Origin of the sequence: Paractinoplanes maris, from assembly GCF_023544465.1 — a bacterium.
Lineage (GTDB): Bacteria > Actinomycetota > Actinomycetes > Mycobacteriales > Micromonosporaceae > Actinoplanes > Actinoplanes maris.
In genome coordinates this window covers 53732-73521 of the sequence record NZ_JALPVL010000006.1, presented here as the reverse complement: position 1 = coordinate 73521, position 19790 = coordinate 53732, and the positions used below count along the sequence as shown (strand labels likewise).

17 protein-coding genes are annotated in these 19790 nt (G+C 69.4%); 6 read left to right on the top strand and 11 right to left on the bottom strand.

The genetic code is table 11. From position 1 onward, the window contains the following. Positions 1-223: 223 nt before the first annotated feature. Both ftsH and folE read left to right on the top strand, forming a co-directional pair. On the top strand, positions 224-2239 hold the full coding sequence (ftsH, locus tag NAG42_RS18300; RefSeq protein ID WP_250031523.1) for an ATP-dependent zinc metalloprotease FtsH: 2016 nt from the start codon (positions 224-226) through the stop codon (positions 2237-2239). Further along, a complete protein-coding gene (gene folE / locus NAG42_RS18295) occupies positions 2236-2883 on the top strand; it encodes a GTP cyclohydrolase I FolE (protein ID WP_250032113.1) in 648 nt (215 codons plus the stop codon). The genes ftsH and folE overlap by 4 nt, the downstream gene beginning before the upstream one ends. Here folE and NAG42_RS18290 read toward each other — a convergent pair whose 3' ends face one another. Further along, positions 2884-3387 carry a carboxymuconolactone decarboxylase family protein gene (locus tag NAG42_RS18290; protein WP_250031522.1) on the bottom strand — a complete coding sequence of 168 codons (504 nt, stop codon included), beginning with the start codon at positions 3385-3387 and terminating at the stop codon, positions 2884-2886. A 64-nt stretch (positions 3388-3451) separates the two neighbouring features. Here NAG42_RS18290 and NAG42_RS18285 point away from each other — a divergent pair, with 64 nt between their 5' ends. Next, positions 3452-3925, top strand: a complete 474-nt coding sequence (locus tag NAG42_RS18285; protein ID WP_250031521.1) for a MarR family winged helix-turn-helix transcriptional regulator — start codon at positions 3452-3454, stop codon at positions 3923-3925. Between the two features lie 283 nt (positions 3926-4208). Here NAG42_RS18285 and NAG42_RS18280 read toward each other — a convergent pair whose 3' ends face one another. After that, positions 4209-4433 carry a DUF5808 domain-containing protein gene (locus NAG42_RS18280; RefSeq protein WP_250031520.1) on the bottom strand — a complete coding sequence of 75 codons (225 nt, stop codon included), beginning with the start codon at positions 4431-4433 and terminating at the stop codon, positions 4209-4211. A gap of 205 nt (positions 4434-4638) precedes the next feature. Between NAG42_RS18280 and NAG42_RS18275 the strand changes: the two genes are divergently transcribed. After that, positions 4639-5040, top strand: a complete 402-nt coding sequence (locus tag NAG42_RS18275) for a RidA family protein (RefSeq protein ID WP_284045531.1) — start codon at positions 4639-4641, stop codon at positions 5038-5040. 1036 nt (positions 5041-6076) lie between these two features. On the opposite strand, the gene NAG42_RS18270 is transcribed toward NAG42_RS18275, so the two are convergent. Then, entirely contained in the window at positions 6077-6760 is a 684-nt protein-coding gene (locus NAG42_RS18270; protein WP_250031518.1) for a hypothetical protein, read from the bottom strand. Continuing rightward, positions 6757-9336: an FtsK/SpoIIIE domain-containing protein gene (locus NAG42_RS18265; protein WP_438872422.1), complete on the bottom strand. Its 2580-nt coding sequence runs from the start codon at positions 9334-9336 to the stop codon at positions 6757-6759. The genes NAG42_RS18270 and NAG42_RS18265 overlap by 4 nt, the downstream gene beginning before the upstream one ends. Positions 9337-9490: 154 nt before the next feature. Between NAG42_RS18265 and NAG42_RS18260 the strand changes: the two genes are divergently transcribed. Then, complete coding sequence (locus NAG42_RS18260) at positions 9491-10027, top strand: hypothetical protein (RefSeq protein WP_250031516.1); 537 nt, start codon at positions 9491-9493, stop codon at positions 10025-10027. Between the two features lie 3 nt (positions 10028-10030). On the opposite strand, the gene NAG42_RS18255 is transcribed toward NAG42_RS18260, so the two are convergent. From NAG42_RS18255 to NAG42_RS18225, 7 genes are read right to left on the bottom strand one after another with little or no spacing between them, the layout of a single operon-like run. Further along, positions 10031-10636: a hypothetical protein gene (locus NAG42_RS18255; protein WP_250031515.1), complete on the bottom strand. Its 606-nt coding sequence runs from the start codon at positions 10634-10636 to the stop codon at positions 10031-10033. Further along, positions 10633-11748 (bottom strand): M23 family metallopeptidase, encoded by a 1116-nt coding sequence (locus tag NAG42_RS18250; RefSeq protein ID WP_250031514.1) that lies wholly within the window; start codon positions 11746-11748, stop codon positions 10633-10635. The genes NAG42_RS18255 and NAG42_RS18250 overlap by 4 nt, the downstream gene beginning before the upstream one ends. Continuing rightward, a complete protein-coding gene (locus NAG42_RS18245; RefSeq protein ID WP_250031513.1) occupies positions 11745-12290 on the bottom strand; it encodes a hypothetical protein in 546 nt (181 codons plus the stop codon). The genes NAG42_RS18250 and NAG42_RS18245 overlap by 4 nt, the downstream gene beginning before the upstream one ends. 4 nt (positions 12291-12294) lie before the next feature. After that, positions 12295-14259, bottom strand: a complete 1965-nt coding sequence (locus tag NAG42_RS18240; protein ID WP_250031512.1) for a DMT family transporter — start codon at positions 14257-14259, stop codon at positions 12295-12297. Between the two features lies 1 nt (position 14260). Then, complete coding sequence (locus tag NAG42_RS18235; protein WP_284045530.1) at positions 14261-17902, bottom strand: ATP-binding protein; 3642 nt, start codon at positions 17900-17902, stop codon at positions 14261-14263. 34 nt (positions 17903-17936) lie between these two features. Further along, positions 17937-18299 (bottom strand): hypothetical protein, encoded by a 363-nt coding sequence (locus NAG42_RS18230; RefSeq protein WP_250031510.1) that lies wholly within the window; start codon positions 18297-18299, stop codon positions 17937-17939. Between the two features lies 1 nt (position 18300). Continuing rightward, a complete protein-coding gene (locus tag NAG42_RS18225) occupies positions 18301-18594 on the bottom strand; it encodes a hypothetical protein (protein WP_250031509.1) in 294 nt (97 codons plus the stop codon). Positions 18595-18935: 341 nt separating this feature from the next. Between NAG42_RS18225 and folP the strand changes: the two genes are divergently transcribed. Then, a complete protein-coding gene (gene folP, locus NAG42_RS18220; RefSeq protein ID WP_250032109.1) occupies positions 18936-19787 on the top strand; it encodes a dihydropteroate synthase in 852 nt (283 codons plus the stop codon). Positions 19788-19790: the final 3 nt, after the last annotated feature.

Here is a 19790-nt window from a genome sequence, read left to right as displayed (position 1 = left end):
TCCGGGCAGCGGGCTCACGGGTTCGCAACCGGCACCCACGGTGTACCGTCGAGTGACCGATGGCGCAGTGTCACATGCGTCGGAGGGGCCGGGAAGATTTCACCGCTTCGGTCTTGCCGCGACGCCGGGGGTCATCAAAACCCCGGGTCCGCCGGTGAGCGGCACGTTGAGGTGACCAGGACGCCGATCAGGAGGGTCCGGGCGCTTGGCGCCCGACAACAGTATGGAACGTACGCGTTTCTTCCGCCGCCCGGTGGTCTGGATCATTCTGGTGATCATCGGCGTGATTGCGCTGAGCTCCTTCTTCACCAGTGGTCCCAGCTACCAGCGCGTAGATACCTCGGTGGCTCTCGAGCGCCTGAATCAGCCCGGCATCGCGAAGGTCGTCCAGAAGGACAAGGAGCAGACGCTCCAGATCGACCTCGCCACGCCGGAACGGTTCGAGGGCAAGACCACCGACAAAATCGAGACCCAATATCCGTACGAGATCACGCAGACGATCTGGAACGAGGTCCAGGAGGCCAAGACGGCCGGCCGGATCACGGGCACGGTCAACGCCACCGTCTCGGGCGACAACATCCTCTTCAGCCTGCTGATCAACCTGCTGCCGATCGCCATTCTGGTGATCCTCCTGCTGCTGTTCATGTCGCAGATGCAGGGTGGCGGCTCACGGGTGCTCAACTTCGGCAAGTCCAAGGCGAAGATGCTCACCAAGGACATGCCCAAGACGACGTTCGCCGACGTGGCGGGCGCCGACGAGGCCGTCCAGGAGCTGCACGAGATCAAGGACTTCCTGCAGAACCCGGCGAAGTACCAGGCCCTCGGCGCCAAGATCCCGAAGGGCGTGCTGCTGTTCGGCCAGCCCGGCACGGGTAAGACGCTGCTGGCCCGGGCCGTCGCCGGCGAGGCCGGGGTTCCCTTCTACTCGATCTCGGGTTCCGACTTCGTCGAGATGTTCGTGGGTGTCGGCGCGAGCCGCGTCCGCGACCTGTTCGAGCAGGCCAAGGCCAACGCACCGGCCATCGTCTTCGTCGACGAGATCGACGCCGTCGGCCGGCACCGCGGTGCCGGCATGGGTGGCGGTCACGACGAGCGCGAGCAGACGCTCAACCAGCTGCTGGTCGAGATGGACGGCTTCGACACCAAGGGCGGCGTGATCCTGATCGCGGCCACCAACCGGCCCGACATCCTCGACCCGGCGCTGCTGCGCCCGGGCCGCTTCGACCGGCAGATCCCGGTGGACAATCCCGACATGGAGGGTCGTAAGGCCATCCTGCGGGTGCACGCCAAGGGCAAGCCGTTCACGCCCGACGTCGACCTCGACGCGGTGGCTCGCCGGACCCCGGGCTTCTCGGGTGCCGACCTGGCCAACGTGATCAACGAGTCCGCGCTTCTCACCGCGCGTAACGAGAAGCGGGCGATCTCGAACTACTTCCTCGAGGAAGCGATCGACCGGGTCATCGCGGGCCCCGAGCGCCGCACCCGGGCGATGAGCGACAACGAGAAGAAGATCACGGCGTACCACGAGGGTGGGCACGCGCTGGTGGCCTACGCGCTGCCGCACTCCGCCCCGGTGCACAAGGTGACGATCCTGCCGCGTGGCCGCTCGCTGGGCCACACGCTGGTGCTGCCGACCGAGGACAAGTACACCCAGACCCGGGCCGAGATGATCGACACCCTGGCCTACGCCCTGGGTGGTCGCGCCGCCGAGGAACTCGTCTTCCACGAGCCCACCACCGGTGCCGGCAACGACATCGAGAAGGCGTCCGGCCTGGCCCGCGCCATGGTCACCCAGTACGGCATGAGCTCCAAGCTCGGTGCGGTGAAATACGGCACCAGCGGGGACGAGCCGTTCATGGGCCGCAACATGGGCCACGAGCGGGACTACTCCGACTCGGTCGCCGCCGACATCGACTCCGAGGTGCGCGCGCTCATCGAGCTGGCGCACGACGAGGCGTGGGAGATCCTGGTGGAATACCGGGATGTCCTCGACTCCATGGTTCTCGAGCTGATGGAGAAAGAGACCATCACCCGCGAGGACATGGACCGGATCTGTGCCCGCGTGGTCAAGCGCCCGCCGATGTCGCCGTTCAACGGCTTCGGCAAGCGCCTGCCCTCCGAGGCGCCGCCGGTGCTCACGCCGGCCGAGCGGGACAAGCTGAAGGCTCAGGCCCACGCGGACGGTCAGGTCGCGGTCGGCCCCAACCCGAACGGCAGCAGCTCGGAAGGCAGCAACTGATCAGCGACGACGACGAGCTGGACTATCTCGCCGCCCGGCTGGTCGACGGCAAGCTCACCGGTGCTCCGGTCGAGCAGGCCGTCGACCTCGGGCGGATCGAGAAGGCAGTTCGAGAGATCCTCATCGCGATCGGGGAGGACCCCGATCGCGATGGTCTCGAGCGCACCCCGGCCCGGGTGGCCCGGGCCTACGCGGAGCTTTTCGCCGGCCTCCGGGTCGACCCGGCCGAGGTGCTCAAGACGAGCTTCGAGGCCGACCACGAAGAGATGGTCCTGGTCCGCGACATCGAAGTGATGAGCATGTGCGAACACCACCTGCTCCCCTTCAAGGGTGTCGCGCACATCGGTTACATCCCCGGCCCGAACGGGCGGATCACCGGGCTCTCCAAGCTGGCCCGGCTGGTCGAGGTCTTCGCCCGGCGGCCGCAGGTGCAGGAGAGGCTGACCTCGCAGATAGCCGATCTGCTGATGGCGAAGCTGGACGCGCGCGGGGCCATCGTGGTGCTGGAGTGCGAGCACCTGTGCATGGAGATGCGCGGCATCCGTAAGGTCGGCGCCCGCACGGTCACCTCGGCGGTCCGCGGCGCCTACCAGACCGATGCCAAGGTCCGGGCCGAGGCGATGGCCCTCATCAACGCCCACTGATCACGTTCGGACCAGCCGGTTGGCCAGGGTCGACATGGTGTAGGTGCCGATGCCCAGCACCACCTCGAGCGCGTTGCGCGTGGTGTACCCGGCGTCGAGGAAAGCGGCGAGCTCGTCGTCGGGGACCTCCCCGGCCGTCGCCAGCACCCGCTTCGTGAAGGTCCACAACGCCGCCAGCCGCTCGTCGGCCGGTGGCTTTCCGGTACGCAGGTCAGTGATCAGCCCGGCGTCGGCGCCCAGCTGGCGCAGGCGGCCGGTGTGCAGGGCCAGGCAGACCCGGCAGTCGTTGCCCGCGGCGATCACCATGACCACCACCTCCCGGGCCAGCGGATCGAGCGTGCTCCGCTCGAACAGGGCACTGGCCTGCAGAAATCCGCCGAGCATCTCGGGCGACTCGGCCAGCCGGGCGACGGCATCGGGCAGGTGGCCCAGATGCTCGACGGTTCCCCGCATGAGCGGGCGGGAGCCGTCGGGAGCGGACTCGAGGGTGTGCTGAGTGAACATCGGTCCTCCGGTAAACTCGTCAACGTGGTTGTCGGAACCGTAAACCAAGTTGTCGAGTTTGCCAATGGCTGAGGTGTCGTCGCCGCCGCCCGGCTTCGAACTCCCGCTGCTGCTGTTCGCGGGGTTCCGCTCGCTGATCGACGAACTGCACGCCGAGCTGGCGGAGCGCGGGCATCCCGACGTGCGGCCGGTGCACGGGTTCGCGCTGCAGGCGATCGGACCGTACGGCACGTCGGCGAGCGAGATCGGCCGGCGGCTCGGCGTCTCCAAACAGGCCGCGGGCAAGACCGTCGACCGGCTGGCCGGGCTCGGCTACGTCGAGCGGGCCGACGATCCGGCCGACGCGCGCCGCAAACTGATCCGCCTGACGCCGCGCGGCATCGACGTGCTGACCCAGTCAGCCGAGATCTTCGACCACCTGCGGGCGCGGTGGGTCGCCACCCTCGGAGCCGAGCGGGTCGCCGAGGTCGAGTCGTCCCTGCGCACGGTCGTGCCGGAGACCGCCTTCCCCGTCGACGTCCCCGGATGGTTCGGCTGAGAGGTGTTCAAGAGCTTCGCCACGCCGCCGCAGGGGCTCGCGGGCGCCGCTTCATCGCCCTTGCTCCCGCGGGCGCCGCTTCATCGCGGTTGCTGTCGCGGGTGCCGGTTCATTGCCCTTGGTCTCGCGGGTGGTGCTTGATCGCGGTTGCTGTCGCGGGTGCCGGTTCATTGCCCTTGGCCTTGCGGGTGGCGCTTGATGGCGGTTGCTGTCGCGGGTGCCGGTTTATCGCCCTTGGTCTCCCGGGTGGCGCTTGATCGCGTTTGCTCTCCCGGGCGCCGGTTCATCGCCCTTGCGCCTCCAGCAGGGTGCCGAGAAGCGCGATGGCCACCATTGCCGCGAAGATGCCGCCGAGGACTCGCCACGCGGCCGGATGACCGAAGTTCAGCGTCAGGCCCAGCCCCGAGCGACGAGGCACGAGGAGTCGCGGATCCCGCGAATCCGAATAGAACGGACCTCGCCATCCCGGCATACACCCAATATCGCGCATCTCAGGGGGCTTTGCCATGGGGAAGCTCCGCGCAGGCACATCGAGATGTACTGATCTGGTCACCTGCCCGCGATACGTCGCCGACCTGTCCGACACCGCGCTGTTCCACGGCCGCGATGGCCTCCCGCCGCAGCCGTAATGGCGCTGATCTTCAAGGCGATGGCGGGGCCGACGCGGGCGATAAAGAGTGTCTCGGCGGAGCGGGCTTGGTGATACTGGCCAGATGATTGAGAAGTTCAATCCGTCCACCATCCATGAGCCGCCAGGCTACTCGCACGTGACGATCTCCTCCGTGGGCCGGCTCGCCCATCTGGCCGGTCAATGCCCGCTCGACCTCGCCGGCAAGGTTGTGGGCGAACCGGGAGATTTCGACGCGCAGACCGATCAGGTGATCACAAACTGCCTCGCAGTGCTCGAAGCCGCAGGCGCCACGCCGGGCGACGTGGTGCGCTCGGTGATCTATGTGGTCAGTGCGGAGTCAGCGGTGCTGGCCGCAGTCTGGGATCGGCTCAACGCGTCGCCGCTCGCGCCGGCCTTCTCCACCGCGTCGACGTTGCTCGGGGTGGCCGCGCTGGGGTTCGGTGGCCAGCTGGTCGAGATCGATCTGACCGCCGCGCTGCCCTGACGCCGGCTGCGGTCCGGGCTTGGCCGCGGTTCCGGCTTGCTGCGATCCTGAACGCTGTAGCGGGAACGCCAGGGTCCTGGGGGTCGCGGTCCCCCGTGCTGCAGTCTTTACAGCCACGATCCTGGGGTCGCGATCTTAGGAGCCGCGATCCTAGGAGCCCGCGGTCTTGGGAGCCGTGATTCCAGGAGCCCGCGACCGCAGGAGCCCGCGGTCTTGAGGGCTCCGATCCTAGGAGCCTGCGGTCTTGGCAGCTGCGGTCCTAGGAGCCTGCGGTCTTGGCAGCTGCGGTCCTAGGAGTCCGCAGTCCTAGGAGTCCGCAGTCCTGGGAGTCCGCAGTCCTGGGAGTCTGCGGCCTTGAGAGCTGCGGTCCTAGGAGTCCGCAGTCCTAGGAGTCCGCAGTCCTAGGAGTCCGCAGTCCTAGGAGTCCGCAGTCCTGGGAGTCTGCGGCCTTGAGAGCTGCGGTCCCAGGAGTCCGCGGTCTTGGCAGCTGCGGTCTTGGGAGTTCGCGGTCTTGGGAGCCTGCGGTCTTGGGAGCCTGCGGTCTTGGGAGCCTGCGGTCTTGGGAGCCTGCGGTCTTGGCAGCTGCGGTCCTAGGAGTCTGCCGTCTTGGCAGCTGCGGTTTTGAGAGTCGCGATCCTAGGAGCGGCAATTTTGAGGGCTGCCGTTCTGAGGGCCGCGATCTTGAGAGCCGCCGTCTTGAGCGCCGTGGTCTTGGGAGCCGCCGTCTTGAAGGCCGCAATCGTAGGAGCCGCGGTCTTCAAAGCTGGGGTGCGGGGCTGGGGTGCGGACCGAGAGGTGCGGGAGCCTGGGCGCGGGGAGCCTGGGTGCGGGAGTTGGAGTGCGGCGGGCGGCGGTCCTAGGAGGTGTGGTCCTGGGAAGTGCGGCCCTGGGAGATGCGGTTCTGGACGCAAACGTCTTCGGTGGGCGCAACTCGCGGGTGTCGCGGTCTTGGGTGCCCACGGTCTTGTATGCCCGCGGTCTTGGGTGCCCACTGTTTGGGTGCCCACCGTCTTGGGTGCTGCGGTCCGGGGTGCGGTCAGTTGAAGAACGACGTGAGGCCTACGCCCATGCACGTGAGCAGGACCGGGGTCAGGCAGGCTATGGCGCCGACTATCGGGGTGCGGTCGACGGGGTCGGGGCCGCCGCCGTAGACGAAGCCGATCGTGACCCAGCCCAGGCCGAAGGCCAGCACCGGCATGCTCAAGCCGCACAACAGCGCGTAGGTCGGCACCGAGCCGGGCGACGCGACCAAGTAGAGCACGATCTGCACGATCAGGACGACCGCGGCGAACGGGCCGTAGATCAGCAGGTTGCGGGCCCACGGGCGCCACTGGCGGGCTGGCGCGGTCTCGGTCAGCAGGGCGTCGCCGGCCTCGGTTGTGCGGCGGGCCTGTTGCAGTGCGGCCAGCGCCGCGGCCGGGCCTCCGGTGGCGACCTGGGCGGCCACGTCGCGGTCGGCGGGCTGCGGCATGAGTTCGGCGCCGGGTACGGCCAGGTCGCGGGCCAGCCGGGCCTCCTGGGCGGCCAGCTGGGCCCGTACGAGGGAAAGCTCTTGTCTTGCGGCCGTGACCGCGGCCTGATGCTCGGTCGCCGCCGCGCTCGCGGCGCGGCGGACCGCGTCGAGGCGTTGGGCGGCGGCCAGATAGTCGGCCCACGGGCCCGGCGCCGGGGGTGCCGGCTGGGCCGGGATCGCGCCGGTGGCCTGCTGTTGATCGGTCACAGCGGGCCACCCTGATCGTCGGTCACGCCGGGGTCGAGGAAGGGGAGGACGGTGACCGTGCGGTCGTCCCGCCGGTCGTGCAGCAGCGCCCGGTTGGGCCGGGGTTGCCAGGTGACCGGCCGGCCGATCGTCGCCGCCACCTCGGCCGGCGGCACGTTGAGGAAGAGCAGCCCGGCCACCTCGTCGCGCCCGTCGGTGAACAGGTGCGGGTCGCGCCACCAGGAGAGCAGATGGGCACCCCGGGCCGGACCGTCCCGCAGCAGGGCGGGCAACCCGGTCAGGCTGCCGGGCGCGATCGCGTCCATGCCGAAGACCACGCGATAGCCGGGCCGGTCGGGGTTGAGCTCGTCGGCCAGACCGGCCGCGTCGACCAGCGACACCTCCTGCCGGTGGCTGATCTCGGCGGCCAGGGTCTCGGCGAGCCGGTCACCCTCGGCGACCAGGGAGGCGATGACAAACCGGGCCGTACGGGGCTGGTGGAACGCGGCGATGCTGCGCGCGGCCGCGTCGAGCACCTCGGACGCCGACGCCTGCGACCCGAAGATCGCGAGATGCCGCCCGGGGGCGTTGTCGAGCGGGAACGACGCGGTGGTCAGGTTGACGTCGAGCAGGCGGCCGACCAGAGCCGCGGGCTGAGCCTTGCGGCCGGCCAGCGCCGCCCGGTAGGTCGGGTCGTCGGCGAGATGCTGGTGGGCGTAGCCGGCGAAGACCCGCGGCGGCTGGGACTCGGGGTCACGCGCGCCCCACAACCGGTGCCGCAGGTCGCTCAGCAGATCGTTGTCGGCGTGCGGGTCGGGGAAACGGATGATCCGCTCGTGACCGCGGGTGGCGCCGCGCGGCCCGCCGAGGCCACCGGCCGTGTTGACCACAGCGGTGCCCAGCGGGAGGCCGGCGGCCGAGTCGTTGGCCGGCTCCAGCACGTCGCCGCCGCCGGGCAGCGCGATGCGCACCGGGAACTGGCCGAAGAACGAGTCGCGCTTGGCGTAGTGCGCCTCCAGGCCGGCGGTGTGCTGACTGGCCAGCACCAGGTGGATGCCGCACGAGCGGCCGGTGCGGGCCAGCGACTCGAGCAGCGTGGTCGCCTCGGTCGCCACCGGGTCGTTGCCCGCGAGCAGCACCGGGAACTCGTCGATCACGCACAGGATCCGCGGCAGCGGTCGTTTCAGACCGTCCTCGGCGGCTGCGGCACGCAAGTCGGTGAGGCGTGAGACGCCCGCCCGCTCGTACGCCGTGGACCGGCGCGACATCTCCGCGTTGAGCTCCCGCAGCACGGCCAGCCCGTACTCCCGATCGGCCTCGACGCCGACGGCCCGGGCCTGCGGCAGCCAGGTGCGGTCGCGGTGGGTCGGGACGAACTCGGCGAAGGTCACGCCCTCCTTGAAGTCGAGCAGGTAGAGGGCCAGCTCAGCCGGGCTGTAGCGGGCACACAGGCCGTAGAGCACGTTCACCAGGAACGCCGTCTTGCCCGCGCCCGACCGGCCCCCGACCATCCAGTGTGGTGTGAGGTCGTTGAAGCGCAGGGCCAGCGGGGTCTCACCGTCGTGTCCGACGACCGTGCTCAGCCCCTCGCCGCCGTCGCCCGGCCACAGCTGCTCACCCGGCTCGGGCAACAGGTCGGCCAGGGTGACCTGGGAGGCCGCGGCCGAGTGGGCGACGAGCTCGCGGCACACGGCGTCGACCAGGTGGGGTGGCGGATCCTCGTCGAGGAAGACCGGAGCGTTGAGCCACGAGACATCGGGCGTGGAGCCGAAGGTCGCGCCGGGCGGGTCGCCGATCACCGCGTACGGGTTGCGGACCGACACCATCGTCGTGCGCGGCAGCGGGGCCTGAGTGGTCTCGGCGGTCAGCGGCGGCGGGGGCCAGCCGGCCACGATCAGGTGCAGACCCGAATCGGGGCCCTGCTGGGCGAGCGCGGCGATGCGGCGCAGCTCCTCACCCTCGGTCAGCTCGGGCAGGCTGGCGATGACCACCAGCATCATCCGGTCGCGCCGGCTGCGGCGTGGGGCGGCACCACGGCCGGGCCGCAGCCATTTCTCGGCCTCGGCGAGCACGTCGCGCAGGCCCTGACGGTCGGTGGCCGGCGGGGACAGCAGGCCGGCGTCCCGCAGACCGGCGAACGGGGCGAAGACCTCGCCGCCGCCGGTGCCGTCGACCGCGCGGACGAGCAGCGAGCCGGCCGGCGCGGCGGCCAGCAGGCGCAGCAGGATCGACCGGAGCAGGCCGAAGACGCGCGAATCGGTGGCGGTCGCGTCGATCGTGAGATGACCCGTGCCGAGCAGCGGGATGATCGCGGGGAAGCTCGCGTCGTCGAGCGGCTGGGCGACGCCGAGACGCACGAACTGGGGTGGGTAGACACCACCCAGGGGAGTGTTGGCCGACTGCGCGTCGAGCGGCGAGCCGAGCCAGCCGGGAGCCAGCGCGGCGGTCGCGGCGCGGAGTTCCTCGGCCAGGCGATGCTGCTCGAGCGGGTCGCTGCCGGCGGCCTCGGAGTCGAGCGCCGACGAGGCGGCGTCGGTCAAGGCCGCCGCCTGCCGATGCAAAGCGGCAGCCTGCTGGACCCGCAAAGCCGAATCCACCACCGCTCCCACCTCCTGTGTGCGGATAAAACTTATCCCAGAGCAGCCGGGGCTCCGCGTTCCCGGTGCCGGGTTCGGTGTCCGCGTCGTACGGATCGTCCCGCTCCAGGTGCGGTTGGGGTGACACGGGTGCGGAGGCACTACTGTCGTATGTGTGCAGCCGCAGGAGCCCGCGACCGGACCGACGCCCCCGCCGCCGGACACTTTGACGGTGCCGGGCGAGCCGGAGCGGAAGCCCCGTAATCGGCGGCTGCGGTTGTGGTTGGCGCTCGGCGCGGGGGTGCTGGGACTGCTCTGCCTCGGCGGCGTGGGGATTGCCGTGCTGCTCTACGACGAGGAAACAAAGATCGTGCGCACCACTCCAGGCGCGGCGGCCGACAACTTCCTCCGGGCCTATCTCGTCAATCGCGACGAGAGAGAGGTCGGTCTCTACTCCTGCAAGTCGGGTGGCGAGTTCTCCGAGCTGGCGGCCTATCGAACGGACATTGAACGGCGAGAGGCGCAATTCTCGATCGGCATTCAGGTCGTTTGGGAGGGCTTGCGTGTCGCTACCGATGGCCAACAAGGCACCGTCGACGCCGATCTGACCAGATCGCTGGGTGACGGATCCGAGCGGATCACGGACACATGGCGTCTCGGTCTGGTGGACGAAGAGGGCTGGCGAGTCTGTAGCGCGACAAAGGTCCCGTAGTTTTTACTCGAGCCACACCTTGTGAACGGGCACTTCAAGTGTCCTCGGTGTCTTACCGCTCCAGCCCCAGCGGTACCAATCGAGCTCAGTCGCTATTCGGATGCAAATGTCGCCGTCGTCGCTTGTGTGCATTTCGGTGACTGCTCGAAGATCTCTTTGTTCTTTCCCGGAGTCAAGCAACTGAACCACTCGACGTCCTGTCAGGGCGCCGGCGTCGAGTGCCGCCACAGCGGGACGTCGAGCAGGCTCATCGAGGGAAACGAGCTTGGACATCAGATCGCTGCCGTCGCTCGGCAGTCCACTCAGCCCATATTCCTCGACCCATACCCGCTCGACAGGGACGAGTGGGGCGAAGACCTCGGTCTGCTCAGCCTCGGCTCGATACCATTCGGCCTCAGGCATCACAGGAACGTAGGTTCGGCTTCCCTGCACCACCTTCTCGTCGGCCCGCAGGTCGCCGCGCCAACCAAGACCGGGTAACCCGATGAGTACGCGACGTCCTCTCAGTGCGCCGCTCATCGATGCAGGTGTCGGCACTATCGGCCGAGGCGGATCCGGCGCCCAGTCGTGGCGCGCGGCAGAAGGATCTGGCACCGGACCGCCGGTCATCCCGCGCCTCCAAGCGGGGTGCCCTGCTCCCGCATGAACCGCACCGGGTCGATGGCGCCGGCGCTGGACCGGTCGTTGTTGAGGTGGACCTCGAAGTGCAGGTGCGGGCCCGACGAGTTGCCGCTGGTGCCGACCCGGCCGATGAGCTGGCCGGCCGTGACCTCCTCGCCCTCACGGACGAACGGCTTCACGATCATGTGGCAGTACCTCGTCATGACGTTCCCGGCGTGCTGGATCTCCACCATCCAACCGCATCCGCCCTTGCCCGGGTAGCCGTCGACGTTGCAGGTGCGCCGCCCGCTGTGGTCCTCGTCGCACTTCACTTTGGAGACGATGCCGCTCGCCGACGCGGTGATCGGGGTCTGTTTGCCGGCGATCAGGTCGACACCCTGGTGGGTCGGGCGGCCCGCGGTGCGGAACCCGGAGCCGACCACCGCGCCCACCGGACGCGTCCAACCCGACGCCGCGATCTGCTCGCCCGAGGCGCACACCATCGCGACCGAGTCGCCGACCGCGTTCGCCGCGCCGTCGGCCAGTTGGTTGACGATCTGGGTCGCGACCGGCTCGTGCTTCGCGTAGGCATCCGGGTAGGCGCTGATCTGCACACGCTGGGCGGCCCGGGTCAGCGACATCCGTTGCCAGCCCGGGATGGTCTTGAGCTTGTTGTAGAACTTCGTGGCCGCGTAGACCGGGTCGCGGACCTGCGCCACCGTGCCCCAGCCGGAGCTCGGCCGCTGCTGGAAGAGCCCTTGCGAGTCGTGGTCGTTGCGGGCACCGAGGTGTCCCAGATTGTTGAGCCTCGACTCCTGCATCGCCGTGGCGACCGCGATGACCCAGGCCCGTGGCGGCAACTTGAGGTCGGCGCCCACCTTGATGATGACCGCCGCGTTGCGCATCTGCTCCGGACCGTACGGCCGGACCCGCGGCAACTTGGTGTCCGGGTCGATCGGGCCGCCCTTGCCGCAGCCGAGCGAGGAGTTCAGTTTGTCCTTGCCCTCGTCGGTGAGCCCACCGACGAACAGTGCGGTGATGCCACCCCCACAGCACAGTAGGGCGAGCGTCGCCACCAGGGCGACCAGGAGCACGATCTTGCGCGGCCGGGGGACGCTCACGCCGGATTCCAGTCGATCCCGTCGACACGCCAATGCCCGTCGGGGGCGACCAGGCGCAGGTCGAGCCGACCGGTGTCCATGGTGACGGCCGCGTTGACGACCGTCTCACTCACCGGCACCAGACTGGGTCGTCCGATCACGCGCTCGGCCGGCACACCGGCCGGGTCGACTCCCTCCAGCTCGTCGGCGATTTTCTTGGTTGAGTTCGGCAGCAACTGGGCGCGCCAGGCCTTCGGTGTGACGTTCTGGTGATCGACCCAGGCCGACGCGAACGCGTAGGCGACGGCCTCCGGCTTGGCTCGTCCCGGGGTGGTCGACGGGCTCGGCGGCGGCGCGGTGTCGATGATGCTGTCGTCGTCCTTGGGGTCGACGCTCACCACCGGGTCCGGCGAGGCGGTGCCGAGCGAGGGCCCCGAGTCGTTGGCGTCGGAGAACAGCCGGGCCAGGCCGACGATCGCCAGCACGATGACGAGCAGGACGACGGCCACACCCCAGCGCGACCGGAAGATCCGGTTGAGGCCTAGTTCGAGAGAACGGGGCATGCGATCACTTGGCCTCGGAGCGGATGCGCGGGGTGGCCGGTTCGGCGGTGGTGCTGCCGGTCTCGGGCCGGTAGATCGCGTAGGACGAGGGCTGCTCAGTCACGTCTGGTTCGGTCCAGCCGGTGCCACGGCGCGGCGTGGCCCGGGTCGTACCCGGTGTCGTGGCCGCCGGGGCGGGCGCCTCGTCGCGCACCGACTCCTTGCCGTCCGGCCTGATCGGGCCGGATACGCCTTCGCGCACGACAGTGGTCGCCGGCGTCTGGTTGCCGCGGTTGGCCGAGTGCGCCGGGTCCTCCAGGCGCGCCTCGGGCCGCAGGTTGCCCTGGTCGACGTAGACCGAGCGGCCACCCTTGCCGACCACCTGACCACGATCGCCGTCGTTGGGATCCGACTTGGCGGCTTCGCGCATGTCGCGGAAGAAGTTCCGGTGCCAGGAGCCGGTGGCAATCGTGCGGGCGTTGTCCTTGCCGCCCAGCTGGGTGACTCGCCGATAGGGCCGGAGCAGAATCCAGCCCACCAAGCCGCTCAGGAAGACGAGCACGACCTGCAGCCAGCCCGGAAGAGTCGCGGTATTCATGATCAAATCGACGGCGAACAGGTAGATAGCAGCACCTGTGCCGAATATCGCGATGTTGAAGACCGCAGCGACAACAGCATTGCCGAGTCGCTTAATTCCTCCGTTGGCCGGGCGTAGTAGACCTACCGTTCCCAAAATTGGGGCTGCGATGACGGCCCATCGAAAGATCAAAAATCCCAGAAGTACCAAGATGGAAGCAGTCAAATCAAACATCGCGAACATGACGGCTGCTAGTACAGCAATGAACCCGGCACCAACGCGGTCCATGCCGTTGACGCCTCGAAGGTAGTCATACGCTTCAGGATCCTCTTGTTTGATCTGCTCGGCGACCTTCTCCCACTGCGTGTTCTTCGCCTTGAGCGTCGCGTCCCGGGTTTCCGGGTTCTGCCGGATCTTCTCGGCCTCGCCCCATGTCAGAGCCCGCGAATCGTAGAGAGCGCGGCCGTACTTCTGGGCGGTTGTGCTGTCTGCGGAGCCGACAACGCCACGCAGCCAGTTGCGGTAGAGCATGGTGTCAGTAGCGGTATCGCTGGCGCGAACAGCTGGCGGCCGGTTGTCCTTGCAGGCTGCCGGGTCGCCCAACTTGCAGCCGGCGACGGTGTCACCATTTGCCGGCCGAGGGCCGACAGCATCGTGAATGACGCCCAGAGTGGTCACCAAAGTTGCATCGGCGACCGTCGCCGACTTGACGGGCCAAGTGGCAATGGCAGTGACGATAACCATGACGAGGATTGCCCACCCCGCCGTAGTGGTCGCCGCGCCCATCTCAGCCTGCCGTGAACGCCAGAGCAAGTAGAGGCCAACGACTGCCAGCGTGATGACACCGAAGACGCTGAAGACCTTTTCGTAGACCGCCTTCGTCGCCTGTTCGACCAGCGGGTTAGCCCAACCCCAGAGTGATTCGGGATTCCAAGCACGTTCCCGCAGCGCGTTCGATGCTCCGATGATCGAAGTGGCGACCATGAATTCGCCATTGGCGATGGTCGTTTCGAACTTGTAATCCGGATCCACGAGTGTTGAAGCACAGCCACTATCAAGATCGTAGGTCGTATAGCTGTAGCCGGCGTAGCCGTACTGGCTGTAGATGCCCTGCGGTCCTGGTTTGCTGGCCGATTCGGGACGCTCGGCGAACCACCCGGCCAGACCAGAATCCGGCGTGCTGGGCGTTGGCGGCGTCAGACACGTAGCCCGTGTCTCACCCACCTTGGCCAACCGGTTGACGCATCCCTTGACGTCCTGCTGCCACTCCTCGAGGCTGCAGGCCCCACCCGGCGCCCGCGACGGCAACCCGACCGGAGCCGCCGACGCGGCCGGAGCGGCCACCGCCCACGCGATCGACGCCACCATCATGACGGCCATCGTGGCCAGCAGCGCCAACCCGCGACGGACCATCTCAAACCTCCAGGTCGGACGGCGACATCGAAATGGCCGAGGGCGTCGCCTTGGCGCCCGTGGGCGTGGTGTCGAGGTGCTCCAGCAGACCGTCAACGTACGACACGTCGACACGCACTTTCTGCACGCGCCCGTCGACGTCCCGCATCACGAACTCACGGAACCCGAGCCGCGACGACGACGACGTGTCCACCTGGGACAGTGAGGCCAGCGTCGCTTCGTACCCGTCGTGCACCGGCACCCGCAGCAGCCGCAGGGCTTCCGAGGCGATCTCCTGATCCTCCGCGATGCGGCCCACGAAGACCGTCGACACCAGGTTCTGCACGTCGAGACCGAGGATGTCGCGGGGGTTCTGCGACGCCACCAGCGCCGCCAGGTTCCACTTGCGGGAGTCGCGGGCCAGCCGGACCAGGAACGAGCGCCCGGACCGCCAGCCCTCCATGAAGTGGGCCTCGTCCAGCCCGACCATCTTGCGCGACGACATCGGCCCGCCGTAGCATCGCCGCACCGCCAGCCGGTGGGCCGTGTGCAGCATCGGCAGCGCCAGCGATTCCTCGGCCGACCAGTACTCGCGCTCGATCTTGAGGTCGGGCAGCCGGAGCCCGGCCATCGTGATGACCGTCAGCGCCGCGTCCGCCCCCAGCAGGTGCTGTGGCGGCGAGCCGAAGAACAGCAGGGCCAGCGGCATCTCGGCGGTGTCCAGGAGCAGGTTGGCCAGCTCCTTGCCCTCGTCGTCGAGGCCCTGGAGGGTGCGCACGACGTCGTCCAGAGTGGACGTCTCCTCGGCCGGCACCTGGCGGACGGCGTGCCGCAGCAGGGTCGCCGTGGACGCCTCCTTGGCCACCTGCGGCGGCACCAGCATCGAGCAGATGTCCTGGACGAGCATGCGGCGCTCGGCGCGGGCGTTGGAGACCGCGATCTCGTACTCCCGGTCGCCGGCCGGACCGGTCGCGAACTCCGAGCGTACGGGGGTCGGAATCAACGCGTACGGCGCGAGCGTGCCCTGCTCCGAGCCGGTCAGGTTGAGCACCCGCGAGTAGGGGCGCAGTTCCGGCATCTGGCACAGCCGGGCCAGCGGCCCCGACGGGTCGAGCAGGGTCACCTGGACGCCGCGGCGGGCGTTCAGGTAGCCGAGCGCACCCATCAGCGTCGACTTTCCACCACCGGGCTCGGCCACGAACACGCCCAGGCCGGACCGCTCGCGCACCTCCATCGGGAAGTGCAGGTCGAGGAAGACCGGGCGGCGGCAGGTGCCCGACGTACGCCCGATCAGGTCCCCACGCCGGTCGCCGACCGTGGACGCGGCCTGGGGCAGCGCCGCGGCCAGCAGTTTCACCGGCATCCGGCGGACGTAGCCGGTGTTGGCGATCGGCTCGCCCGGGATGAACTCGCGGGCCAGCTGGTCCTGGTTCTTCGGGTGCTGCAGTGAGATCCGCAGTTCCCGGGAGTAGAGCTGGATCAGCCGGCGTGCCCGTTCCAGGCACTCCTCCCGGGTGGCGCCGCCGACCGCGATGCGGTGCCAGCCGTGCGCGCGGGCCGACTCGACCGGCAGACCGGTGGTCATCTCGTCACCGATCACCAGCGCGCGCTTGGCCAGACGCTCCAGCTCGGGGGGCGCGTCGATGCCGTGCTCGGCGTAGTCGAGCTGCTGCGACCGGATCATCCGGAGCCGATGCTCCAGGTTCTTGAACGAGCTGCCCGAGCCGAGGATGTCGATCCGCGACGAGAGCTCCATGGGCCACGGCAGCCGCTCGTGGAAGTGCATCCACGGCTCATGCTTCTCCGGGATCTCCAGCGGCTCCATGCGGCCGACCGACAGCACGGCGACGTGCCGTTCCTCGCCGGTCATCCGGTTCACGAGCTTCACGGTCGAACCGTACGGGGTCCGGTAGCGCTCGACCTGCTCGGTCAGGGCCAGCAGGTCACCGGTGTCCCACTGCCCGTTGGTGACCGGCGACAGCGGCCCGGGCGGGGCCATGCAGAGCGCCACCGAGCGGAACAGCAGCCATTCGAGCTCCTGCGGGGTGACCCGCCGCCCGCGCATGCCGAACGCGTTGAGCACCTCGTCGAACTGCTCGACCGCCCGGTTGAGCTTGCGGCGCTCACCGTCGGAGGTGCCCTTGCCGAACATCCGCAGGATCCGCTCGGAGAACGTGTCACCGAGCGAGCGCCGCGCGAAGGTCACCCCCAGGTAGGTCTGCCCCTCGGCGTGGTTGACCGAGAGCAGGTGCCGCTGGGCGGCCACCAGATGATCGGACCAGGAGGTGCCGCCGCGCACGTCGGGCAGCGGCTTCGCGGTGAAGGAGTCGACCGTGCGCGCCCACTCGTCGGCCGGGAACGGCCGGTTGGTGCGGCGCAGGTGCAACCGGAAACCGGCCAGTCCCGCGTACTGCTCGGAGATCGCGCTCAGCAACGCCTCGCGCTCGGCGTCGGGGCGGAAGGCCCAGCGCACCTCGGGCAGGTAATACCAGGCCGTGACCGTGCTCTGGGTGAAGGTCAGGTGGCCGGCGATCTCGCTGATCTCCAGCTCCATGACCGGGTCGCGGTCGCTGAACTTGAGCTTGTTGGGCCGCAGCGCGATCGTCCGGGGCGTCTTGATCTTGTCGCGCTGCTCCGGAAGGTTCGGCTCCTTCTTGCGCCGGGCCGGGGACTTCTCCTTGCGCTTGGCCGGCGCCCGGTCGGTGGCCGGCACGGGCAGGGGTGCCTCGATCGGTGGCGCTTGCGGGTCGTACGCCTCGACCGGCCCCGCCGGCGCCGGTGCGAGGTCGTCGGGGCGCGCGGGAGCCGCACCGCCCACGGTCTGCCACAGCGGAGGGGTCGACACCGGCGGCGCGGGGGCCGGGGAGGACGGCGCCGGAGCCGCGCCCGCCTGGGGCGACGGCGGCCAGTTGTCGAAGTCGGGCCAGTCCTCGAAGTCGGCGTCGGCGTCGGCGACGGCACCGCCGTTCTCCTGGAAGTAGTCGGCCTTGGGCCCGATCGGCGCCCGGCTGAACGGTGAGATCGGCTCGGGCACCTCCCAGGCCACGGCATCCGCGTGGTCGCGGTCGGCGACCGGCGGAGCGGGAGGTGACGACACCGGAGGCTCGGCGACCGGAGGCGATGCGGCCAGCGGCAGGGCGATGGGCGGCGACGGCGCCGGTGGCTCGTCCACCGGAGGGGGTGCCACCGGCGGCTGCGTGATCGGCGGGCCGGCCACGGGCGGGCCCGCGAGGGGAGTGGGGGCCGGCGCGGACGCGATCGGCGCGGGCTCGGCCGGTGGAGCCGACGGGACGGGGGCGGCCGGCGGCCGGTCGTCGAAGTCGAACCCGAAATCGAAGTCGAGATCCGGTTCGGGTCGTTGCTCCTCGACCGTGGTCCCCGGCGCGGTGGCCGCGACCGGCGACGGGGGTGCGGCCCCGCCGAAGAGATCGAGGAACGGTGAATCGATGTCCAGGGTGGTGTCGACCGCGCCGCCGCCACCCCGCCGCACGGGCTGCGGCGACTGGAAGACCCCGACCGCGCCGTGCCCCGGCGCGGTCACGAAGTCCTCGGCGGTTTCCTCCGCCGCGGACGGGGAGTGATGGTTCGAACGCACTCCGTTACTCTGCCTGCCCTGCGTGTCGGCATCCGCGCGGGGATGCCCGTGCGGAAGAGGTCCGGTCATGCGTCAGCCCCGTGGGAGCGCGCCAATGAACTGGTCATACCAACTCCTCCCGAACCCGGATGCGAGTGGCGACAAGTCTCGGATCGCGACGCTCGATCGCCGGCTCGCGGGTGCGACGCCAGTCGGTCAGCGCGGTCCGGATGACGACCCGGGCCGGCCGGTCGGGGTCGACATGACGGAACACGTACGAGGTCGTGACCATGGCGAGCGCGATCTCCCAGGCCGGGAAGGGATCGAACTCGAAGGTCATCAGGTAGTGCAGGAACATGAACAGCGGCACCAGCACCACGAACATGCCGTACTGCGCATAGGGCAGATGGATGGGCAGGGTGTATCCCGGCGGGCCCAGATATACGAGGCGCGCCCGGTAGATGTCGTCGTCGGTACGAAGCCGCATCTCAGTTGAAGATCAGCTTGATCAGGGCGTCGCCGACGAAGAACAGGGTCGCGGCGCCGGCGATGAAGGCCAGGCCCACGATGGCGATGGCCGAGCTGGTCAGCACCTTGGAGATCTCACCCCGGCTCGCCCGGCCGATGAAGATCACGCCGAGGACGGCGAGAAGAATCGGCGCGATGTTGCTGGCGAAGAAGGTGACGATACCTTCGGTGTTGATGCCCTTGGGTTCGGGCGCGGCGAGCGTGGCCTGCTGAAGCACGGCGGCCGCCTGCGTAACGAGCTCAGTGGCGATCATCGGTAAACCTCCCCGTGCCCGGCTAGGGGGTTCCGGGCACGCTGCAGTTGTGAAGCTTCACGGCACCGCCCATATCGTGCTACTTCCCACCCTGCGCGTCGAGTGAGCCGTTGGGGCACAGCCATGCTCGTCTGCTCTCTTCGGTTCCTGCAAATGATGCCTAGTTCCGAAGAGTACGGCCCGCCGTTCTTGGCTACAAGCGTCCGAAACGTTACGCAAGGTGATGGCGTGCGTGAAATTGAGTTACGGGCCATCGTACGCACGTGCGACAACCCCGCCCGCCGTACCCTCGGTCCGTGACGACTGAGCCGACGGATGCCCAGGTCGCGGGGCGCGCACTGATGAACGTGGATCACCCGGTCGTGATGGGGATCCTGAACGTCACGCCCGATTCCTTCTCGGACGGCGGGAAGTACACGGACGTGGAAGCCGCCGTCCGGCACGGAATCGAGCTGCACCGGGCGGGCGCCGACATCGTGGACGTGGGTGGTGAGTCGACCCGGCCCGGGGCCGAGCGCGTCGACGCCGAGACCGAGATCGCGCGGGTGGTTCCGGTGATCCGGGGACTGACCCGGGCCGGTGTGCCGCTGAGCGTGGACACCACCCGGGCCGCGGTCGCGCTCGCGGGTCTGGAGGCGGGCGCGAGCGTGATCAACGATGTCTCGGGCGGACTGGCCGACCAGGGCATGGCCCGGGTCGCGGCCGAGGCCGGCTGTCCCTGGATCCTGATGCACTGGCGGGGGCACTCCCGCCACATGAGCCGGCTCGCCGTCTATGCCGACGTCGTCGCCGAGGTGCGCGACGAGCTGCTCGAACGGGTCGCCGACGCGCTGACCGCGGGGGTGGACCCCGGGCAGATCATCCTCGACCCCGGGCTCGGCTTCGCCAAGACCGCCGAGCACAACTGGGCCCTGAGCCGGCACCTCGACGTCTTCGTCGGCCTGGGTTACCCGGTGTTGTTCGCGGCCAGCCGCAAGACCTACCTGGGCCGCCTGCTGGCCGGTCCGGACGGGAGCCCGCGGCCGGTCGAGGACCGCGAGGCCGCGACGCTGGCCACGTCGGTCCTGGCCGCGGCGGCCGGGGCCTGGGGCGTACGAGTCCACGACGTCACCGCCACCGCCGACGCGCTCGCCGTGTGGCGGGCGACCGGGTCCCCGCGGCTGCGCAGCGTGCCCGGGAGTGAGAAGGAGTGAGCG